The organism is Nocardioides sp., from assembly GCF_044226765.1.
Lineage (GTDB): Bacteria > Actinomycetota > Actinomycetes > Propionibacteriales > Nocardioidaceae > Nocardioides.
Map to the genome: position 1 here is coordinate 365,922 of NZ_JBGAGJ010000003.1, position 16,555 is coordinate 382,476.

General features: G+C 71.6%; 14 protein-coding genes. 6 read left to right on the top strand and 8 right to left on the bottom strand.

Annotated elements, in window-relative coordinates; all coding sequences use genetic code 11:
• The first annotated feature begins 31 nt into the window (after positions 1–31).
• The 5 genes from ACILRH_RS09390 (at position 32) to ACILRH_RS09410 (ending at position 5,345) form a co-directional block, all read left to right on the top strand.
• Positions 32–520 (top strand): MarR family winged helix-turn-helix transcriptional regulator, encoded by a 489-nt coding sequence (locus ACILRH_RS09390; protein ID WP_395692676.1) that lies wholly within the window; start codon positions 32–34, stop codon positions 518–520.
• Positions 520–1,068: an MmcQ/YjbR family DNA-binding protein gene (locus ACILRH_RS09395; protein ID WP_395692678.1), complete on the top strand. Its 549-nt coding sequence runs from the start codon at positions 520–522 to the stop codon at positions 1,066–1,068. The genes ACILRH_RS09390 and ACILRH_RS09395 overlap by 1 nt, the downstream gene beginning before the upstream one ends.
• 152 nt (positions 1,069–1,220) lie before the next feature.
• Positions 1,221–2,909 carry a methylmalonyl-CoA mutase gene (locus tag ACILRH_RS09400; RefSeq protein ID WP_395692680.1) on the top strand — a complete coding sequence of 563 codons (1,689 nt, stop codon included), beginning with the start codon at positions 1,221–1,223 and terminating at the stop codon, positions 2,907–2,909.
• 275 nt (positions 2,910–3,184) lie between these two features.
• Positions 3,185–4,393, top strand: a complete 1,209-nt coding sequence (locus ACILRH_RS09405) for an acetyl-CoA hydrolase/transferase family protein (RefSeq protein ID WP_395692682.1) — start codon at positions 3,185–3,187, stop codon at positions 4,391–4,393.
• A 31-nt stretch (positions 4,394–4,424) separates the two neighbouring features.
• On the top strand, positions 4,425–5,345 hold the full coding sequence (locus ACILRH_RS09410; protein WP_395692684.1) for a co-chaperone YbbN: 921 nt from the start codon (positions 4,425–4,427) through the stop codon (positions 5,343–5,345).
• Positions 5,346–5,461: 116 nt separating this feature from the next.
• Here the strand turns inward: ACILRH_RS09410 and ACILRH_RS09415 are convergent, their stop codons facing one another.
• Positions 5,462–6,349 carry a LysR family transcriptional regulator gene (locus ACILRH_RS09415; RefSeq protein WP_395692686.1) on the bottom strand — a complete coding sequence of 296 codons (888 nt, stop codon included), beginning with the start codon at positions 6,347–6,349 and terminating at the stop codon, positions 5,462–5,464.
• A gap of 73 nt (positions 6,350–6,422) precedes the next feature.
• On the opposite strand from ACILRH_RS09415, the gene ACILRH_RS09420 reads away from it, so the two are divergent.
• Positions 6,423–7,355 (top strand): EamA family transporter, encoded by a 933-nt coding sequence (locus ACILRH_RS09420; RefSeq protein ID WP_395692688.1) that lies wholly within the window; start codon positions 6,423–6,425, stop codon positions 7,353–7,355.
• Here ACILRH_RS09420 and ACILRH_RS09425 read toward each other — a convergent pair.
• The 7 genes from ACILRH_RS09425 to ACILRH_RS09455 form a co-directional block, all read right to left on the bottom strand.
• Positions 7,296–7,694, bottom strand: coding sequence for a YccF domain-containing protein (locus ACILRH_RS09425; RefSeq protein ID WP_395692690.1), 399 nt, complete (start codon positions 7,692–7,694; stop codon positions 7,296–7,298). The genes ACILRH_RS09420 and ACILRH_RS09425 overlap by 60 nt on opposite strands.
• Positions 7,695–7,718: 24 nt before the next feature.
• Positions 7,719–8,228 (bottom strand): hypothetical protein, encoded by a 510-nt coding sequence (locus tag ACILRH_RS09430; protein ID WP_395692691.1) that lies wholly within the window; start codon positions 8,226–8,228, stop codon positions 7,719–7,721.
• A 136-nt stretch (positions 8,229–8,364) separates the two neighbouring features.
• On the bottom strand, positions 8,365–9,123 hold the full coding sequence (locus tag ACILRH_RS09435; protein ID WP_395692693.1) for an NUDIX hydrolase: 759 nt from the start codon (positions 9,121–9,123) through the stop codon (positions 8,365–8,367).
• A gap of 30 nt (positions 9,124–9,153) precedes the next feature.
• Positions 9,154–11,388, bottom strand: a complete 2,235-nt coding sequence (gene glgB / locus ACILRH_RS09440; RefSeq protein WP_395692695.1) for a 1,4-alpha-glucan branching protein GlgB — start codon at positions 11,386–11,388, stop codon at positions 9,154–9,156.
• Positions 11,385–12,824, bottom strand: coding sequence for a maltokinase N-terminal cap-like domain-containing protein (locus tag ACILRH_RS09445; protein WP_395692697.1), 1,440 nt, complete (start codon positions 12,822–12,824; stop codon positions 11,385–11,387). The genes glgB and ACILRH_RS09445 overlap by 4 nt, the downstream gene beginning before the upstream one ends.
• A complete protein-coding gene (gene treS / locus ACILRH_RS09450) occupies positions 12,821–14,551 on the bottom strand; it encodes a maltose alpha-D-glucosyltransferase (RefSeq protein ID WP_395692699.1) in 1,731 nt (576 codons plus the stop codon). Before treS ends, ACILRH_RS09445 begins: the two co-directional genes overlap by 4 nt.
• Positions 14,548–16,542, bottom strand: coding sequence for a maltotransferase domain-containing protein (locus ACILRH_RS09455; RefSeq protein ID WP_395692700.1), 1,995 nt, complete (start codon positions 16,540–16,542; stop codon positions 14,548–14,550). The genes treS and ACILRH_RS09455 overlap by 4 nt, the downstream gene beginning before the upstream one ends.
• Positions 16,543–16,555: the final 13 nt, after the last annotated feature.

Below are 16,555 nucleotides of genomic sequence, written 5' to 3' on the forward strand. Positions count from 1 at the left end.
CCGCCGGCGCCAGCGTCTAGGCTCCCCGTCGATGAGCCTTCCCTTCGACCCGATCGACGAGGCCGCCCGGCAGTGGGGGCAGCGCTGGGACGGGGTGCCCGCGATGCACGCCGTCACCTCGCTGATGCGCGTGCAGCAGCTGGTGATCGGCCGCCTCGACGCGATCCTGCGTCCGCACGGTCTGACGTTCGCGCGCTACGAGGCGCTCGTCCTCCTGGTCTTCTCCTCGCGCGGGTCGCTGCCGCTGGGGAAGATGGGGGAGCGGCTCCAGGTGCACCCCACGTCGGTGACCTCGATCGTCCGGCGGCTCGAGGCGGCGGGGCTGGTCTCCCGCCGCGCCCACCCCGAGGACGGCCGTGCGGTGCTCGCCGAGATCACCGACGCCGGACGGGACGTGGTCGAGGCCGCCACGCGTGACCTGGTCGGCGCCGACTTCGCGCTCGGTGCGCTCGACGACGACGGTCTGGGCCGGCTCTCGGAGCTGCTGCGACCGGTGCGCGAGGCGGCGGGCGACTTCTGATGGTCACGGCGGACGAGGTGCGCGACGTCGGTCTCGGCCTGCCGCGGACCTACGAGGCCCACACCGGCGGTCGGGCGAAGCTCAAGGTCCGCCAGATCGTGTACGTCGCGTTCTCCGCGGACGAGACCGCCATGGGCTTCGGCTACCCGCGGGAGGCCAGGGACGGGCTGGTCGAGTCGGATCCGCGGACGTTCTTCCTCCCGCCGGCGCGGGACCTGCGCTACCAGTGGGTGTGCGCCCACCTCGGCCGGCTGGACCACGAGGAGATGCGGGAGCTGGTCACCGACGCGTGGCGGATGTGCACGCCCGCGATGCTGCACGAGCTGCCCGAGATGGAGCCGCCCGTCGCAGCCGCGTGGAACGCGATGGACTCCGGCGACCGGGACCTGCTGGTCGACCTGCTGGATCCCCGCCTGCACTTCGTCGACGGCGACCTCGAGCTCCGCGGTCGGCCGGCCCTGCTCGCCCACCTCCGCTCCCACCCCGTGCCGCGACCGCCGACGTCGGTCGCGGTCCGTGACGGCCGGATCTGGCGCTGGGTGCGGTAGCCCGCGGCGGTTCGATTTCGTTCAATTGTTCGGCTACGACCGGCTACCGGCCGGTATCCGGCGCCTGGTCGTTCAATTGAACGAAACCGGACAGCCACGAGCGCCGGTGCCCGACGTTGATGCAACTAGTTGGACGTCCTACTATCTTCTGCATGACCGACAACGCGCGCTCGCGCTGGCAGGCCCGCTACGAGCAGTCCCGCGTCCGGCGCGCGGACTTCACCACGTTGAGCGGACTGACCGTCGAGCCGGCGTACGGCACCGACGACTCCGAGTGGCCCGGCGAGTTCCCGTTCACCCGCGGGCTCTACCCGACCGGCTACCGCGGCCGCACCTGGACGATCCGCCAGTTCGCCGGGTTCGGCAACGCCCAGCAGACCAACGAGCGCTACCGGATGATCCTGGGCCGGGGCGGCGGCGGTCTGAGCGTCGCGTTCGACATGCCGACCCTGATGGGGCGTGACTCCGACGACCCGAAGTCGCTCGGCGAGGTGGGGCACTGCGGCGTCGCGATCGACTCGGTCGCCGACATGGAGATCCTCTTCGACGGCATCGACCTCGGCGACGTCACCACGTCGATGACGATCAGCGGCCCGGCGGTCCCGGTCTTCTGCATGATGCTGGTCGCCGCCGAGCGGGCCGGGGTCGACACCCGGATCCTCAACGGCACGCTGCAGACCGACATCTTCAAGGAGTACATCGCCCAGAAGGAGTGGCTGTTCGCGCCCGAGCCGCACCTGCGGCTCATCGGTGACCTGATGGAGCACTGCGCGGCCGAGATCCCGGCGTACAAGCCTCTCTCGGTCTCGGGCTACCACATCCGCGAGGCCGGCTCGACGGCCGCGCAGGAGCTGGCGTTCACGCTCGCCGACGGGTTCGGGTACGTCGAGCTCGGCCTCTCCCGCGGGCTCGACGTCGACGTCTTCGCCCCCGGCCTGTCCTTCTTCTTCGACGCCCACGTGGACTTCTTCGAGGAGATCGCGAAGTTCCGCGCCGCCCGCCGGATCTGGGCGCGCTGGATGCGCGATGTCTACGGCGCCACGTCGGAGAAGGCGCAGTGGCTGCGGTTCCACACTCAGACCGCCGGTGTCTCGCTGACGGCGCAGCAGCCCTACAACAACGTCGTGCGCACCGGCGTCGAGGCGCTCGCGGCCGTGCTCGGCGGCACGAACTCGCTGCACACCAACGCCCTCGACGAGACGCTCGCGCTGCCCTCGGAGCAGGCCGCGGAGATCGCGCTGCGGACCCAGCAGGTGATCATGGAGGAGACCGGCGTCGTCAACGTCGCCGACCCGCTCGGTGGGTCCTGGTACGTCGAGGCGCTGACCGACCGGATCGAGGCCGAGGCGACCGCGATCTTCGACCAGATCCTCGCGATGGGCGGCTCGACCCTGACCTCCGCACAGCCCGAGCAGCTCGCCGAGGCCGTCCGGTCCGGCGAGTGGCTGGTGACCCGCGGCCTCCTGCGCGGGATCGAGGAGGGCTGGTTCATGTCGGAGATCGCCGAGGCGGCCTTCCAGTACCAGGTGGCCCTGGAGAAGGGCGAGAAGCGGATCGTCGGCGTCAACTGCCACGAGGAGTCGGTCACCCACGACCTGGAGATCCTGCGGGTCTCCCACGAGGTCGAGGTCGAGCAGGTGCGTGCCCTGCAAGCGCGGCGGGAGGCGCGCGACGACGCGGCCGTCCGCTCGGCGCTGGACCGGATGGTCGCGGCGGCCCGGTCGGAGGAGAACATGATCGGCCCGATGCTCGAGGCGTGCCGGGCCGAGGCGACGCTGGGGGAGATCTGCGACGCCCTGCGCGCCGAGTGGGGCGAGTACCGCGAGCCCGCCAGGTTCTGAGCACCGCCGCGGCTGAGCTTGCGAAGCCGCGGATCCCGGTGCCAGGTCGAGGAGCCGCGCGACCGACGAAGGAGGTCGCGACCAGCGTCTCGAGACCCGGCGAGACGAGAAGCAGCCTTGAGCCCGGTGAGCCGAGAAGCGGCCTTGAGCCCGGTGAGCCGAGAAGCGGCCTTGGACCGCGAGCGAGCAGCAGCCGTGCGCCGGAGGGACCTAGGTGCCACCCCCAGGGACTTCGGACCCAGGACCGGTCGGCCGCAGTCTGGTGGAATCGAGTCGTGGACCTCGCTCATGCCCTCGCGTCCCTCCCACCCAACCCGCGCATCGTCGCGACCGGCAACCACGCCACCCCGTGGCACACGCTGGCGCTGGTCGACGAGGCGCTCGACGAGTACCGGCTGTGGGTGCTCAACGGGCAGCGCGGCCTGCCCGACCGCGAGGGAGTGACGCTCGAGACGTCGTTCGTCGGCCCGGGCCAGCGGCGCAGCCCGCGGCTGAGCTACGTGCCGTCGCGGCTGTCCATGGTGCCCACCCTCTTCAACCGCCAGCTGCCGCCCGACGCCGTCCTGCTGCACACGACCCGGCCGCGCAACGGCCAGGTGTCCCTCGGCGTCGAGGTCAACGTCCTCCCGGCCGCCATCGAGGCGACCAAGCGGGCCGGGGGCATCGTCATCGCCCAGGTCAACGACTCGATGCCGTGGACCAACGGTGACGCCCTGGTCTACGCCGACCTGGTGGACGTGTACGTCGAGGCCGACGCCCCGCTGCCCTCGGCCCCGGCCGGCGCCATCGACGAGCACTCCGCGCGGATCGGCGCGCTGGTCGCCCAGCACGTTGCCGACGGGTCGACCCTGCAGGCCGGCATCGGCGCCGTGCCCGACGCCACGATGCACGGGCTGACCGGGCGCAGCGGGCTGCGGATCTGGACCGAGATGTTCTCCGACAGCGTGCTCGCGCTGGAGCGGGTCGGCGCGCTGGACCGCAACATCCCGATCTCGGCGTCGTTCCTCTTCGGCTCCGAGGAGCTGCTGGACTGGGTGGGCGACAACGAGCGCGTGGAGATGGTGCGCACCGAGACGACCAACAGCCCGGCGCGGATCGCCCGCAACCCCAAGATGGTGTCGGTCAACACCGCGCTGCAGGTCGACCTCTTCGGCCAGGCGAACGCCTCACGCATCAACGCCCGCATCCACTCCGGCTTCGGAGGACAGACCGACTTCATCGTCGGCGCGATGCACAGCGCCGGCGGCCAGGCGTTCATCGCGCTGCGCTCGTGGCACCCGAAGGCCGACTGCTCGACCATCGTGCCGCTCGTCGACGAGCCGGTGACGTCGTTCCAGATGAGCTTCGTCGTCACCGAGCAGGGGATCGCCGAGATCTACGGTCAGGACCAGTGCGAGCAGGCGCGGCAGCTCATCGAGAACGCGGCCCACCCCAGCGTGCGCGAGGAGCTGCGCGAGGAGGCGCACGCGCTGGGTCTGCTGTAGGCGGTCGCGCCCGCCTCCCTAGGATGGCGCCATGAGCCAGCAGCCGTTCTCCCGCCCCGGCGCCGTCGACCTCTCCGGCCTCGCCGGCACGCCCGCCGCAGGTGGTGCCGCGGCAGCACCGACCGGGTCGTCGTACGCCGTCCGGCTGACCGAGCAGAACTTCCAGGAGACCATCGAGGCGTCGATGACCGCCCCGGTCCTCCTCGTCTTCTACTCGCCCTCCCGGATGCCCGAGAGCGAGGCGCTCGCGCGGGACATGGAGACCCTGTCCGGGGAGTTCGAGGGTCGCTTCCTCGTCGGCCTCGTCGACATCGACGCGGTGCCTGCGATCGCCCAGGCGATGCAGATCCCGTCGGTCCCGCTGGTCGTGGCCGTCATCGACGGCCGGCCGGCGCCCCTGCTGCAGGACGTGCTGCCGATCGACCAGCTCCGCACCCAGCTGACCCAGGTCGCCCAACAGCTGACCGCCAACGGCATCGCCGGCCGGCACCAGCCGCGCCACCTCGGTGGTGCCGAGGGCGAGGACGCCGGACCGGGTGCCGACCCGCGGTACGCCGCCGCGCAGGACGCCCTGGGCGAGGGCGACATCGACCGGGCGATCGCGGAGTACCAGAAGCTCGTCGACGCCAACCCCGCGGACGCCGAGGCGGCGGCCGGCCTCGCGATGGCCAGGATCCTGCAGCGCACCGCCGGGGTGGACCTCGCTGCCGCCCGTGCGGCGGCAGCCGCCAGCCCCGACGACGTCGAGGCCCAGACCCTGGTCGCCGACCTCGACCTGCTCGGCGGCCACGTGGACGACGCGTTCAACCGGCTCGTCGACCTGGTCCGGCGTACCTCGGGGGACGAGCGGGATCGCGCTCGCGAGCACCTGGTCGACCTGTTCGGTGCCGTCGGCAACGACGACTCGCGGGTGCTCCGGGGCCGGCAGAACCTGGCCTCCGCATTGTTCTGAGCTGCCGTTGCCTTCCGAGCGAAGCTCGGAAGGCAACGAGCCAGCAGCCAGGTCGAGTAGCCGCGCGAGCGAGGAACGAGCTCGCGACCGGCGTATCGAGACCGGGTCGGAGGGCGCTAACGAGTGAGCCCCGCCAGCACCACACGCACCGCCGGCGAGTCCGCCATGCTGCGCCGGTGCACGGCGATCACGTCGCGGGTCGGCTCGGGGTCGCGCGCCGGTACGCCGACCAGCTCGTCGCCGAGCGGCTGCCGGCCGAGCCGGGGGACCAGTGCGATGCCGAGGCCGGCGCGCACCAGCGCCAGGTGGGAGTCGAACTCCATCGACGTGTGGGCGATCCGGGGCAGCTGCCCGGTGCCGGCGTACATCCGGGTGAGCCACTGTCGGCAGATGGTGCCCTCGGGCGTGGCGACCCACTGCTCGTCGACGAGGTCGGCAGGCGTGACGTGATCGCGGGTGGCCAGCCGGTGATCGGTGCGCACCACGACCTCGGCGAGGTCGTGGGCGACCACGACGGCCTCGAGGTGGTCCGGGACCTCGATGGGCAGGTCGCCCCAGCGGTGCACCACGCCGAGGTCCGCCTGGCCGCGGGCGACCAGGTCGACGGTGTCCCACGGCTCCCGCTCGGTGAGGCTGACCGTGAGGTCGGGGTGCGCCTCGCGGAGCTCGCGGACGACCGGTGCGACCAGTCCGCGCACCGCGGTGGAGAACGCGGCCAGGCGGAGGTGGCCGCCCACCGTCCCGGCTCGCCGGTGCAGCGTGGACTCGACCTCCTCCAGCTCGGCGAGCAGGCGGCTCCCGGCGTCGACGAGGTGCCGGCCGTGGTCGGTGAGGATCACCCCTCGCCCGACGCGCTCGAGCAGCGGCACCCCGGTCTGCCGCTCCAGCCGCTTGACCTGCTGCGACACCGCGCTCGGCGTGAAGCCGAGGGCGTCGGCCGCGGCCACCACCGAGCCGTAGGTGTCGACCGCGCGGAGGCTGCTCAGGGCGCCGAGCTCGATCATGCAGGGATGCTACATGGATCCATGTGTGACTGTTTGCTGTTGTTTCACAGTCACCTGCGGTTGGCTGGGCCGGGTGACCGTCCGCGACTCGCTCCTCGCCGCCGCCGTGGCGACCATCTGGGGCTTCAACTTCGTGGTGATCGACTGGGGGATGGCGCGCCACGGAGATCACGCCATTCCGCCGTTGCTGTTCGCGGCGGTCCGGTTCACCGTCGTGGTGTTCCCCGCCGTCCTCGTCGTGCGGCGGCCCGATGCCCCGTGGCGCGTGGTGGCGGCGGTGGGGCTGTTCATGTCACTGGGCCAGTTCGGGTTCCTCTACGTCTCGATGGCGGCCGGCATGCCGCCGGGCCTGGCGGCCCTGGTCCTGCAGGCGCAGGTGGTGTTCACCGTGCTGATCGCTGCGGGCGTGCTCCGCGAGCTGCCCACCGCGGGTCAGGTCGCCGGCGTGGTGCTCGGGAGCGTCGGCCTGGCGGTCGTCGCGGTCGGCCGGGGCGGTCACGTGCCGCTCGCGGCCATGGCCCTGTGCCTGCTCGGCGCACTCTCGTGGGGGATCGGCAACGTCGTCAGCCGCGCGTCCGGCGTACGCGGCGGGCTGTCGCTGACGGTGTGGTCCGCGCTGGTCGTCCCGGTGCCGCTGGTCGCGCTGTCCCTGGTGCTGGACGGGCCGACCGTGGTGGGGGAGGCCCTCGCGTCGTTCTCCTGGCAGGCGGTGGTGTCGACGCTCTACACCGCGGGGCTCGCCTCGCTGGTGGGGTACGCCGTGTTCAACACGCTGCTGTCGCGCAACTCGCCCTCGGCCGTGGTGCCCTGGGTGCTCCTCGCCCCGGTCGTGGCCATGACGTCGGCGTGGCTGCTGCTGGGTGAGCGGCCCAACGCCGCCGAGATCGGCGGTGGGCTGGTCCTGGTGGCGGGCGTCCTCGTGGCCGTGCGGCCCGCGCGGCGGCCCTCAGACGATGGGGGCGTAGCCGACCTGCTCGACCGGGACGATGTCGCGGCCCAGCGGTAGCAGGGAGATCGGCACCATCTTGAAGCTCGCGATCCCCAGGGGGATGCCGATGATCGTCAGGCACATCGCGATGCCGGCCGTGATGTGGCCGATTGCGAGCCAGATGCCGGCCACGACCACCCAGATGACGTTGCCGATGGCCGAGCCCACCCCGGCGGTCGGCTTCCGCACGGTGGTCCTCCCGAACGGCCACAGCGCGTAGGCCGCGATCCGGAACGAGGCGATCCCGAAGGGGATCGTGATGATCAGGATGCAGCAGATGACGCCCGCGAGCGCGTAGCCGATCGCCATCCAGAACCCGCAGAGCACCAGCCAGATGATGTTCAGGAGGACCTTCACGGCCCTCAACCTAGCGGCGCCGGATCAGGCCGCGGGGCCTTTCGCGCGGACCTCCGCGACGCTGTCCATGGCCTGGCGCAGCTCGGCGAGCCAGTCGCCCTCGTGCTGGCCGACCAGGCGCACGCACCAGGCGACCGCGTCCGCGCGCGAGCGCGCGACCCCGGCGTCGACCAGGGTGTCGAGCACCAGCCGCTGCGGCTGGCGCAGCCGGGTCATCACCGGCGCTGCGACGTGGGTCCAGAGCTCGTGCCGCTCGCCCACGGCGACACCCCAGGACACGGTGCGCTCGAACCGGTGCTGGGCCTCCTGGGCGATCTCCATGCGTCGTTCGCGGGTCTCCTCGCGGAACGCCGACGCCCGGCCGGCGCGCGCCTCGGCCCGGGCTGCGTCGGTGCCCTCGACCTCGACGTCGGGGATGGTGAGGACAACCGTGATCTCCTCGCGGTCGATCGTGACGGTGGCGGGCTGCCACTCGGCGGGGAGCCGGCCGGCGAACCAGCCGGACACCCGCTCCTGCAGTTCATTTGTAATCATGTAATCAGTGTTGGCAGCGGGTGCCGGCTCGGCCTGGCCCCCAGCGTCGCCATCCCGCGCAGCCGCGCCCACTCGCGCACCATCGGCTGCAGAAAGCTCAGCCACCACAGCAGCAGCCTGTCCCGCAGCCCGCGGATCAGCCGCGGCCGGACTCGGTGTACGCCGGGCCCGGGCCGGCGACGTTCTCGAGCGCCGAGCGGACCCGGCGGGCGGTGAAGTCGGCGCACCGCTCCTCCACCTGCTCGGGCGTGCAGAACTCCGCGGAGCGGATCTCACGGGTCTGCCGGACCACCCGGTCGAGCACCTCGGCGCCGTGCACGCCGCCGTCGAAGACCAGGCACAGCGCGTCGTCCCAGCCGCCCCAGGGCGGCAGCCAGTCGGTCACCAGCAGCCGGCCGGCGTCGATGGTGAGGCCGAGCTCCTCCTCGACCTCGCGGACCACGGCCACCTGCGGCGACTCGCCGACCTCGACCACGCCGCCGGGGAGGTCCCAGTCCTGCTTGTAGGTGAGCTGGCACAGCAGCACCCGCTCGTCGTCGGAGCGCACCAGCATCTGGCTGATCGCCCGCTTGCGGGGGAGGAAGGAGTTCAGCAGCGCCCGGAAGCCCTCGGGCTCGTGCACCGGCACGTCGGTGGCCAGGCGGGCATAGACGATCCGGTCCACCTGGGTGCCGTCCACGGTGACGCCGCGCATCACGCCCTCGCGGCGCAGCCCGGACCAGGTCGCGACCCGCTGGGCCGCCTCGTCGCCGGGGTCCACGAGCGCCTCCACGCGAGCGTGCTCGACCAGGGCAGCCGCGACCTCGTGGCGCACCACGTCGACCGGCTGGCCGGGACCCCAGGAGATCCGGGCGGTCCCCTCCGCGACGGTGGTCACGACGGTCTGCTCGGTCACGCTCCGACCCTACCGATCAGACCGCCGTCATCAACCGCGTCGACGGAACCAGACCGTGGCCAGCGGCGGCACCACGATGGTGGCGTGGGCGGGCTGGCCCGACCAGTCGCCCTCGACCGCGGTGACGGAGCCGAAGTTGCCCACCCCGGAGCCGGCGTACGCCTCGGCGTCGGTGTTGAGGACCTCCTCCCACTCACCGGCCGACGGCAGCCCCAGCCGGTAGTCGTCGTGCGGGACCGCGGCGAAGTTCGCCACGCACACGACGTCGGGGGACCCGTCACCCGAGCGTCGGATCCAGGAGTAGAGGTTGCGGCCGGCGTCGTCGGCGTCGATCCACGAGAAGCCGCCGGGGTCGGAGTCGCGCGACCACAGGGCCGGGGAGGCGACGTACGCCGCGTTGAGGTCGCGCACCAGGTCGGACACGCCCCGGTGCTCCGGGTGGTCGAGCAGCCACCAGTCCAGCTCGCGGGACTCCGCCCACTCCGACTCCTGGCCGAGCTCGGCGCCCATGAACAGCAGCTGCTTGCCCGGGTGTGCCCACATGAAGGCCAGGTAGGCGCGCAGGTTCGCCAGCTGCTGCCAGCGGTCGCCGGGCATCTTGCGCAGCAGCGACCCCTTGCCGTGCACGACCTCGTCGTGGCTCAGCGGCAGCACGTAGTTCTCGGCCCAGGCGTAGACGAGCGCGAAGGTCATCTCGCCATGGTGGTAGGCGCGGTGCACCGGCTGCCGGGCCATGTAGTCCAGCGAGTCGTGCATCCAGCCCATGTTCCACTTGAAGCCGAAGCCGAGGCCGTCGGAGGAGGTCGGCCGCGTCACGCCCGGCCACGACGTGGACTCCTCCGCGATGGTGGTGACTCCTGGGACCCGCTTGTAGACCGTCGCGTTCATCTCCTGGAGGAACTGCACCGCCTCCAGGTTCTCCCGGCCGCCGTGGACGTTGGGGGACCACTCGCCCTCGTCGCGCGCGTAGTCGAGGTAGAGCATCGAGGCCACCCCGTCGACGCGGAGCCCGTCGGCGTGGAACTCCTCGAGCCAGTAGAGCGCGTTCGCGTAGAGGAAGTTGCGCACCTCGCGCCGGCCGAAGTTGAAGATGTGGGAGCCCCACTCCTTGTGCCAGCCGCGCTGCGGGTTCGGGTCCTCGTAGAGCGGCGTCCCGTCGAAGCGGGCCAGCGCCCACTCGTCGGTGGCGAAGTGCCCGGGCACCCAGTCCAGGATCACCCCGATCCCGGCCTGGTGGAGCCGGTCCACCAGCAGCCGGAAGCCGTCCGGGTCGCCGAAGCGCGAGTCCGGCGCGAAGTACGACGTCACGTGGTATCCCCAGGAGCCGCCGAACGGGTGCTGCATGACCGGCATCAGCTCGACGTGGGTGAACCCCAGTCCCGAGAGGTACGACGGCAGCTCGTCCGCGAGCTCGGTCCACGACCAGTAGCGCCCGTCGAGGTGCTTCTTCCACGACCCCAGGTGCATCTCGTAGATGCTCATGGGGCCCGAGACCGGCTGCCGCGAGGCGCGGGCGCCCATCCACTCGTCGTCGCGCCAGGCGTAGGACGACTCGAACACCTTCGAGGCGGTGTCGGCCGGCTTCTCGGCCCAGCAGGCCATCGGGTCGGCCTTCTCCCGCCACTGGCCGTCGGAGCCGAGGATGACGTACTTGTAGGCGGTCCCCGTGCCGACGCCGGGCACGAACAGCTCCCACACGCCCGAGGTGCCGAGCTGACGCATCGGGTGCTCGCGTCCGTCCCAGCTGTTGAAGTCGCCCTTGATCCGCACCGCGCGCGCCGACGGCGCCCACACCGCGAACGACGTGCCGGTCACCGGCCCGAGGGCACCGGGGTAGTGGTGCACGCGGGCGCCGAGGACGTCCCACAGTTGCTCGTGGCGGCCCTCGTTGATCAGGTGGAGGTCCATCTCGCCGAGCGTCGGCAGGAACCGGTAGGGGTCGTCGACGACGTGCTCGTCCGGGCCGTAGCTGACCGCGACCCGGTAGTCGGGGACGTCGAGGAGCGGGAGCACGCCGACCCAGACGCCCTCGTGCTCGTGGGTCAGCTCGGTCTCCCCGGCGTCGGAGCCGGTGCCCCAGCGCACCACCACGCGTGACGCGAGCGGCTTGAAGGTCCGCACGGTCACCCCGCCGTCATGGGTGTGGGGGCCCAGGATCGCGTGCGGGTCGCCGTGCTCGCCGCGGACGAGCTGGGACAGCACCTCGGGTGCGACCGGCGACGGCGTGGGTGCCGTGGCCTGCTGGGGGGCCTTCTTGGTGCTCATGCTGCTCCGATCCTCGCCACGGCCTCGAGCGGGATGGCCACCCAGGTCGGACGGTTGCGGGTCTCGTAGACGGTCTCGTACACGGCCTTGTCGGCGACGTAGGCGTCCAGGAGCGTGCGCTGCTCCTCGGTGAGCTCGCCGCCGGCGTACGCCGTGAGGAAGTGGTTGCGGTTGCGGTGCGCCCACTCGCCGGCCCGGTAGGCGCGCTGCTCGACGCCCTCGGGGTGGTCCTCGGCGACCTGGCGCTCGACGACGTGCGGCACGTAGTCGAAGGACCGGAGCATGCCGGCGACGTCGCGCCACCGGGAGTCGGGCCGGAGCCGCTCGGCCAGCGGCTTGGCGGGCTCGCCCTCGAAGTCGACGATCTTCCAGCCCAGGCTGGTGCGCAGCGTCTGCCCCAGGTGGAGGTCGCCGTGGATCTGCTGGACCTCGATGCCGCCGAGGTCGCGCATCCTGGCGTAGGCCTCGCGCAGCGCGTCCGCGTGGTCCGCCAGCTCGGGTACGACGGCGAGCGCGGCGTCGAGCCGGGCGTCCATCGCGTCGGCCAGCTCGGTGACGGCGGCGGCGTCGAGCCGCTCGACCGGGAAGTGCTCGGCGAGCACGTCGTGCACCTCGCGCAGCGCGACCCCGAGCCGCTCGCTCTCGGAGGCGAAGTCGCCGCCGGCCTCGTAGGCGTGCAGGTCGCCCTCGGCGAACAGGTTGCGCGCGCTGGCGAGTGCGAGGTCCCAGCCGTCGCTGGCGGTGCGGAGGAACTGCTGCAGCATCGCCAGCTGCATCGTCGTGCCGGTGCCCTCGCCGGTGTCGCTGGTCGGGTCGCCGTCGACCCAGTCCAGCCAGCCGTACAGGGACGCGACGTGCTCGTTCTGACAGCGGGTGAGGACCTCGTGGACCCGGATGTCGGGGTTGACGCCCGGCGTGATCTTGCGGAACACCTTCATCAGCGAGTCGTCGCCGAAGGCCACCGACGAGTTCGACTGCTCGCCCGAGAAGAGCGTCGAGTGCGTGTCGAGGTCGAGATCGTGCCCGGGCAGCCGGTGGAAGCGCAGCCCGCTGGGGTCGTTGAGGTTGCCGCCGGGCTCGCGCGCTGCCTTGTCGAACGCGACCAGCCAGCAGGCCATCGCCTCACGGTCGTGCAGGGCGTCGTAGGCGTGCACCCAACCGTGGTCGGGGTCCTCCCACCACCCGATGAACGCGTGGTCGAGGCGGGTCTCGGCGTCGGTGTAGAGCGCCATCGGCACCTGGTAGACCTCCGTGCCGCCGACCTCGTCGCCGTACGCCACCTCGACGAGCTCGATCACGACCACCGGGTTGCCCTCGCGGGCGGTGGGCAGCTCGCCGACCCGGCGCGCGGAGGCGATCTCGAAGGGTCGGCCCTTGCCGCCGAACCAGCGGGTCCGCTCGAGGTAGCGCAGGAAAACATCGGGATCGGGGGTCACAGCAGCAGCCCCTCCTCGCTCGTCTCGGGGGCGGTCAGCCGGAACCAGTAGAAGCCGTAGCCGGACAGGGTGAGCAGGTAGGGGAGCTCGCCGATCTCCGGGAACGGCACGCCGCCGAGCAGCTCCACCGGGCGGCGGCCCTCGTAGCGGCGCAGGTCGAGCTCGACGGGCTGGGGGAACCGCGAGAGGTTGTTGACGCAGAGGATCAGGTCCCCGGAGCCGTCCTCCGCCACGTGCTCGCGCACGTAGGACAGCACCGACGGGTTGGAGCCGCCGAGGTCGTGGAAGGTCCCGAGCCCGAACGCCGGGTGGCCGCGCCGGACGTGGATCATCCGCCGCATCCACTGCAGCAGGGACGACGAGTTCTCCAGCTGGGCCTCGACGTTCACCGACTGGTAGCCGAACACCGGGTCCTGGATCAGCGGCAGGTCGAGCTTGCCCGGGTTCGCGGCGGAGAACCCGGCGTTGCGGTCCGAGGTCCACTGCATGGGGGTGCGCACCCCGTCCCGGTCGCCGAGCCAGATGTTGTCGCCCATCCCGATCTCGTCGCCGTAGTAGAGGACCGGCGACCCGGGCAGCGACAGCAGGAGCGCGTTGAACAGCTCCATCTGGTTCATGTCGTTGTCGAGCAGCGGGGCCAGCCGGCGGCGGATGCCGATGTTCGCCTTCATGCGGGGGTCCTTGGCGTACTCGCCCCACATGTAGTCGCGGTCCTCGTCGGTGACCATCTCGAGCGTCAGCTCGTCGTGGTTGCGCAGGAAGATCCCCCACTGGCAGCTCTCCGGGATCGGCGGGGTCTGCTCGAGGATCTCGGAGACGGGGAACCGGGACTCGCGGCGCACCGCCATGAAGATGCGCGGCATCACCGGGAAGTGGAACGCCATGTGGCACTCGTCGCCGCCGGCGTCGAAGTCACCGAAGTACTCGACCACGTCCTCGGGCCACTGGTTGGCCTCGCAGAGCAGGACCCGGCCGGGGTACTCGTCGTCGACGACCTTGCGGATCTTCTTGAGGAAGTCGTGGGTCTCGGGGAGGTTCTCGCCGTTGGTGCCGGGCCGCTCGTAGAGGTAGGGCACCGCGTCCAGCCGGAACCCGTCCAGCCCCATCTCCAGCCAGAACCGCAGCGCGTCCAGGATCGCGTCGTGCACGGCGGGGTTGTCGAAGTTGAGGTCGGGCTGGTGGGAGAAGAACCGGTGCCAGAAGTACTGCTGGCGCACCGGGTCCCAGGTCCAGTTCGACGGCTCGGTGTCGACGAAGATGATCCGCGCCTCCTGGTAGAGCTCGTCGCTGTCGCTCCACACGTAGAAGTCGCCGTACGGGCCGTCGGGGTCCGAGCGCGAGGCCTGGAACCACGGGTGCTGGTCGCTGGTGTGGTTCATGACGAAGTCGATGATCACGCGGATGCCGCGCCGGTGGGCCTCGCCGAGGAAGTAGCGGAAGTCGTCGATCGTCCCGATCTCGGGCAGCACGCCGGTGTAGTCGGCGACGTCGTAGCCACCGTCGCGCAGCGGGCTCGGGAAGAACGGCGGGATCCAGAGGCAGTCGACGCCCAGCCACTCGAGGTAGTCGAGCTTCTCGACCAGGCCGCGGAAGTCGCCGGTGCCGTCGGCGTTGGAGTCGCGGAAGGACCGGACCAGCACCTCGTAGAAGACCGCGGTCTTGAACCACTCGGGCGTGCTCGCGCCGAGCGACCCGGGACCGGGGTCCGAGACGGGGTCAGGGGTCACCGGGTCCTCCTGACGCTCAGCACGTGAGCGGGTTCGCGGAACGGGTCGAGCCGGACGTAGTTGTGCGCGGACCAGGTCCAGTCCTCGCCGGTGATCTCGTCGTGCACGACGAAGGTGTCGTGCTCGGTCAGCCCCAGTGCCCGGACGTCGAGGTGGACCGTGGTCTCACGAGCAGCGTGCGGGTCGACGTTCACCACGACGATCACCGTGTCGCCCGGCGCGCCGCCGGCGTCGCGGGCGGTCTTGGAGAAGACCAGGATGTTCTCGTCGTCGCTCCAGTGCACGGTCAGGTCGCGCAGCTGCTGCAGCGCCGGGTGGGCCCGGCGGATCTCGTTGAGGCGGGTCAGGTACGGCGCGAGGGTGCGTCCCTCGCGCTCGGCGGCGTCCCAGTCGCGGATGCGGATCTGGAACTTCTCGGAGTCGAGGTACTCCTCGCTCCCGGGCTTGACCGCGACGTGCTCGAAGAGCTCGAAGCCGGAGTAGACCCCCCAGCTCGGCGACCCGCACGCGGCCACGACCGCCCGGATCTTGAACGCCGCCGGGCCGCCGTACTGCAGGAACGCGTGGAGGATGTCCGGGGTGTTGACGAAGAAGTTCGGCCGCATCAGGTGCGACGACTCGTGCGACACCTCGCGGAGGTACTCCTCCAGCTCCCACTTCGCGTTGCGCCAGGTGAAGTACGTGTAGCTCTGGTGGAAGCCGACCGCGCCCAGCGCGTGCATCATCGCCGGGCGGGTGAAGGCCTCGGCGAGGAACAGGACGTCGGGGTCGGTGCGGCGGACCTCCCGCAGCAGCCACTCCCAGAACGCCAGCGGCTTCGTGTGCGGGTTGTCGACCCGGAACACCCGGACGCCGTGCGACATCCACAGCCGCACGATGCGCAGGACCTCCTGGCAGATCCCGGACGGGTCGTTGTCGAAGTTGATCGGGTAGATGTCCTGGTACTTCTTCGGCGGGTTCTCCGCGTAGGCGATGGACCCGTCGGCGCGGGTGGTGAACCACTCCGGGTGCGAGGTGACCCAGGGGTGGTCCGGCGCGGCCTGCAGGGCGAGGTCGAGCGCGACCTCGAGGCCGAGGTCGCGCGCCCGGGCGACGAACGCGTCGAAGTCGTCGAACGTGCCGAGGTCGGGATGGATGGCGTCGTGCCCGCCGTGGCGGGAGCCGATCGCCCAGGGAGAGCCGGTGTCCTCGGGTCCGGGGTCGAGGGTGTTGTTGCGACCCTTGCGGTTGACCTCGCCGATCGGGTGGATCGGCGGCAGGTAGACGATGTCGAACCCCATCGCCGCCACCGCGTCGAGGCGCTTGGCGGCGGTCCGGAAGCTGCCGCTGGTGATCTTGCCCGTCTTGGCGTCGACAGTGGCGCCCTCGGAGCGGGGGAAGAACTCGTACCAGCTGCTGAACAGCGCGCGGCCGCGGTCGGCGTACGCCGGGTAGGGACCCTCGACGCTGAGCAGCTCGCGGATCGGGTGCTCGCGCAGGAGGGCGACCAGCTCGGGAGCCTCGAGCACCGCGAGGCGGGCCTCGGCCGGTCGGCTGGTGTCGCGGGCCGCGTCGGCCGCCGCCTTGACGACCTGCGCGGCGCCCGCGGACGCCCGGGGGTCGAGGGAGGCCAGCACGCGGTCGAGCAGGAGCGCACCCTCGGTGAACATCAGCTCGACGTCCACCCCGGCGGGCACCTTGATGCCGGCGTCGTGCTGCCACGTCGCGAGCGGGTCGGACCAGGCCACGACCTCGAAGCTCCACGGGCCGGTGGCGTCGGGCACGACCCACGCCTCGTAGCGGTCCGGCTCCTCGGCGTGGGGCGTCATCCGCACCGGTGGCCGGCGGCGGCCGTCGGGACCGATGAGGACCACCTCGGCGCCGAGCTGGTCGTGGCCCTCGCGGAAGACCGTCGCCGTGACCGGGAGCGGCTCGCCGACCGTTGCCTTGGCCGGTTGGCGGCCCAGGTCGACCAGTGGCGTGACGTTCATGACGGGGATGCGTCCGACCATGATCTCCAACCTA

Coding starts and splice junctions, on each gene's coding strand:
- ACILRH_RS09390 (WP_395692676.1), top strand. CDS start 32: ATGAGCCTTCCCTTCGACCCGATCGACGAGGCCGCCCGGCAGTGGGGG.
- ACILRH_RS09395 (WP_395692678.1), top strand. CDS start 520: ATGGTCACGGCGGACGAGGTGCGCGACGTCGGTCTCGGCCTGCCGCGG.
- glgB (WP_395692695.1), bottom strand. CDS start 11,388: ATGAGCACCAAGAAGGCCCCCCAGCAGGCCACGGCACCCACGCCGTCG.
- ACILRH_RS09400 (WP_395692680.1), top strand. CDS start 1,221: ATGACCGACAACGCGCGCTCGCGCTGGCAGGCCCGCTACGAGCAGTCC.
- ACILRH_RS09430 (WP_395692691.1), bottom strand. CDS start 8,228: ATGATTACAAATGAACTGCAGGAGCGGGTGTCCGGCTGGTTCGCCGGC.
- ACILRH_RS09455 (WP_395692700.1), bottom strand. CDS start 16,542: ATGGTCGGACGCATCCCCGTCATGAACGTCACGCCACTGGTCGACCTG.
- ACILRH_RS09410 (WP_395692684.1), top strand. CDS start 4,425: ATGAGCCAGCAGCCGTTCTCCCGCCCCGGCGCCGTCGACCTCTCCGGC.
- ACILRH_RS09415 (WP_395692686.1), bottom strand. CDS start 6,349: ATGATCGAGCTCGGCGCCCTGAGCAGCCTCCGCGCGGTCGACACCTAC.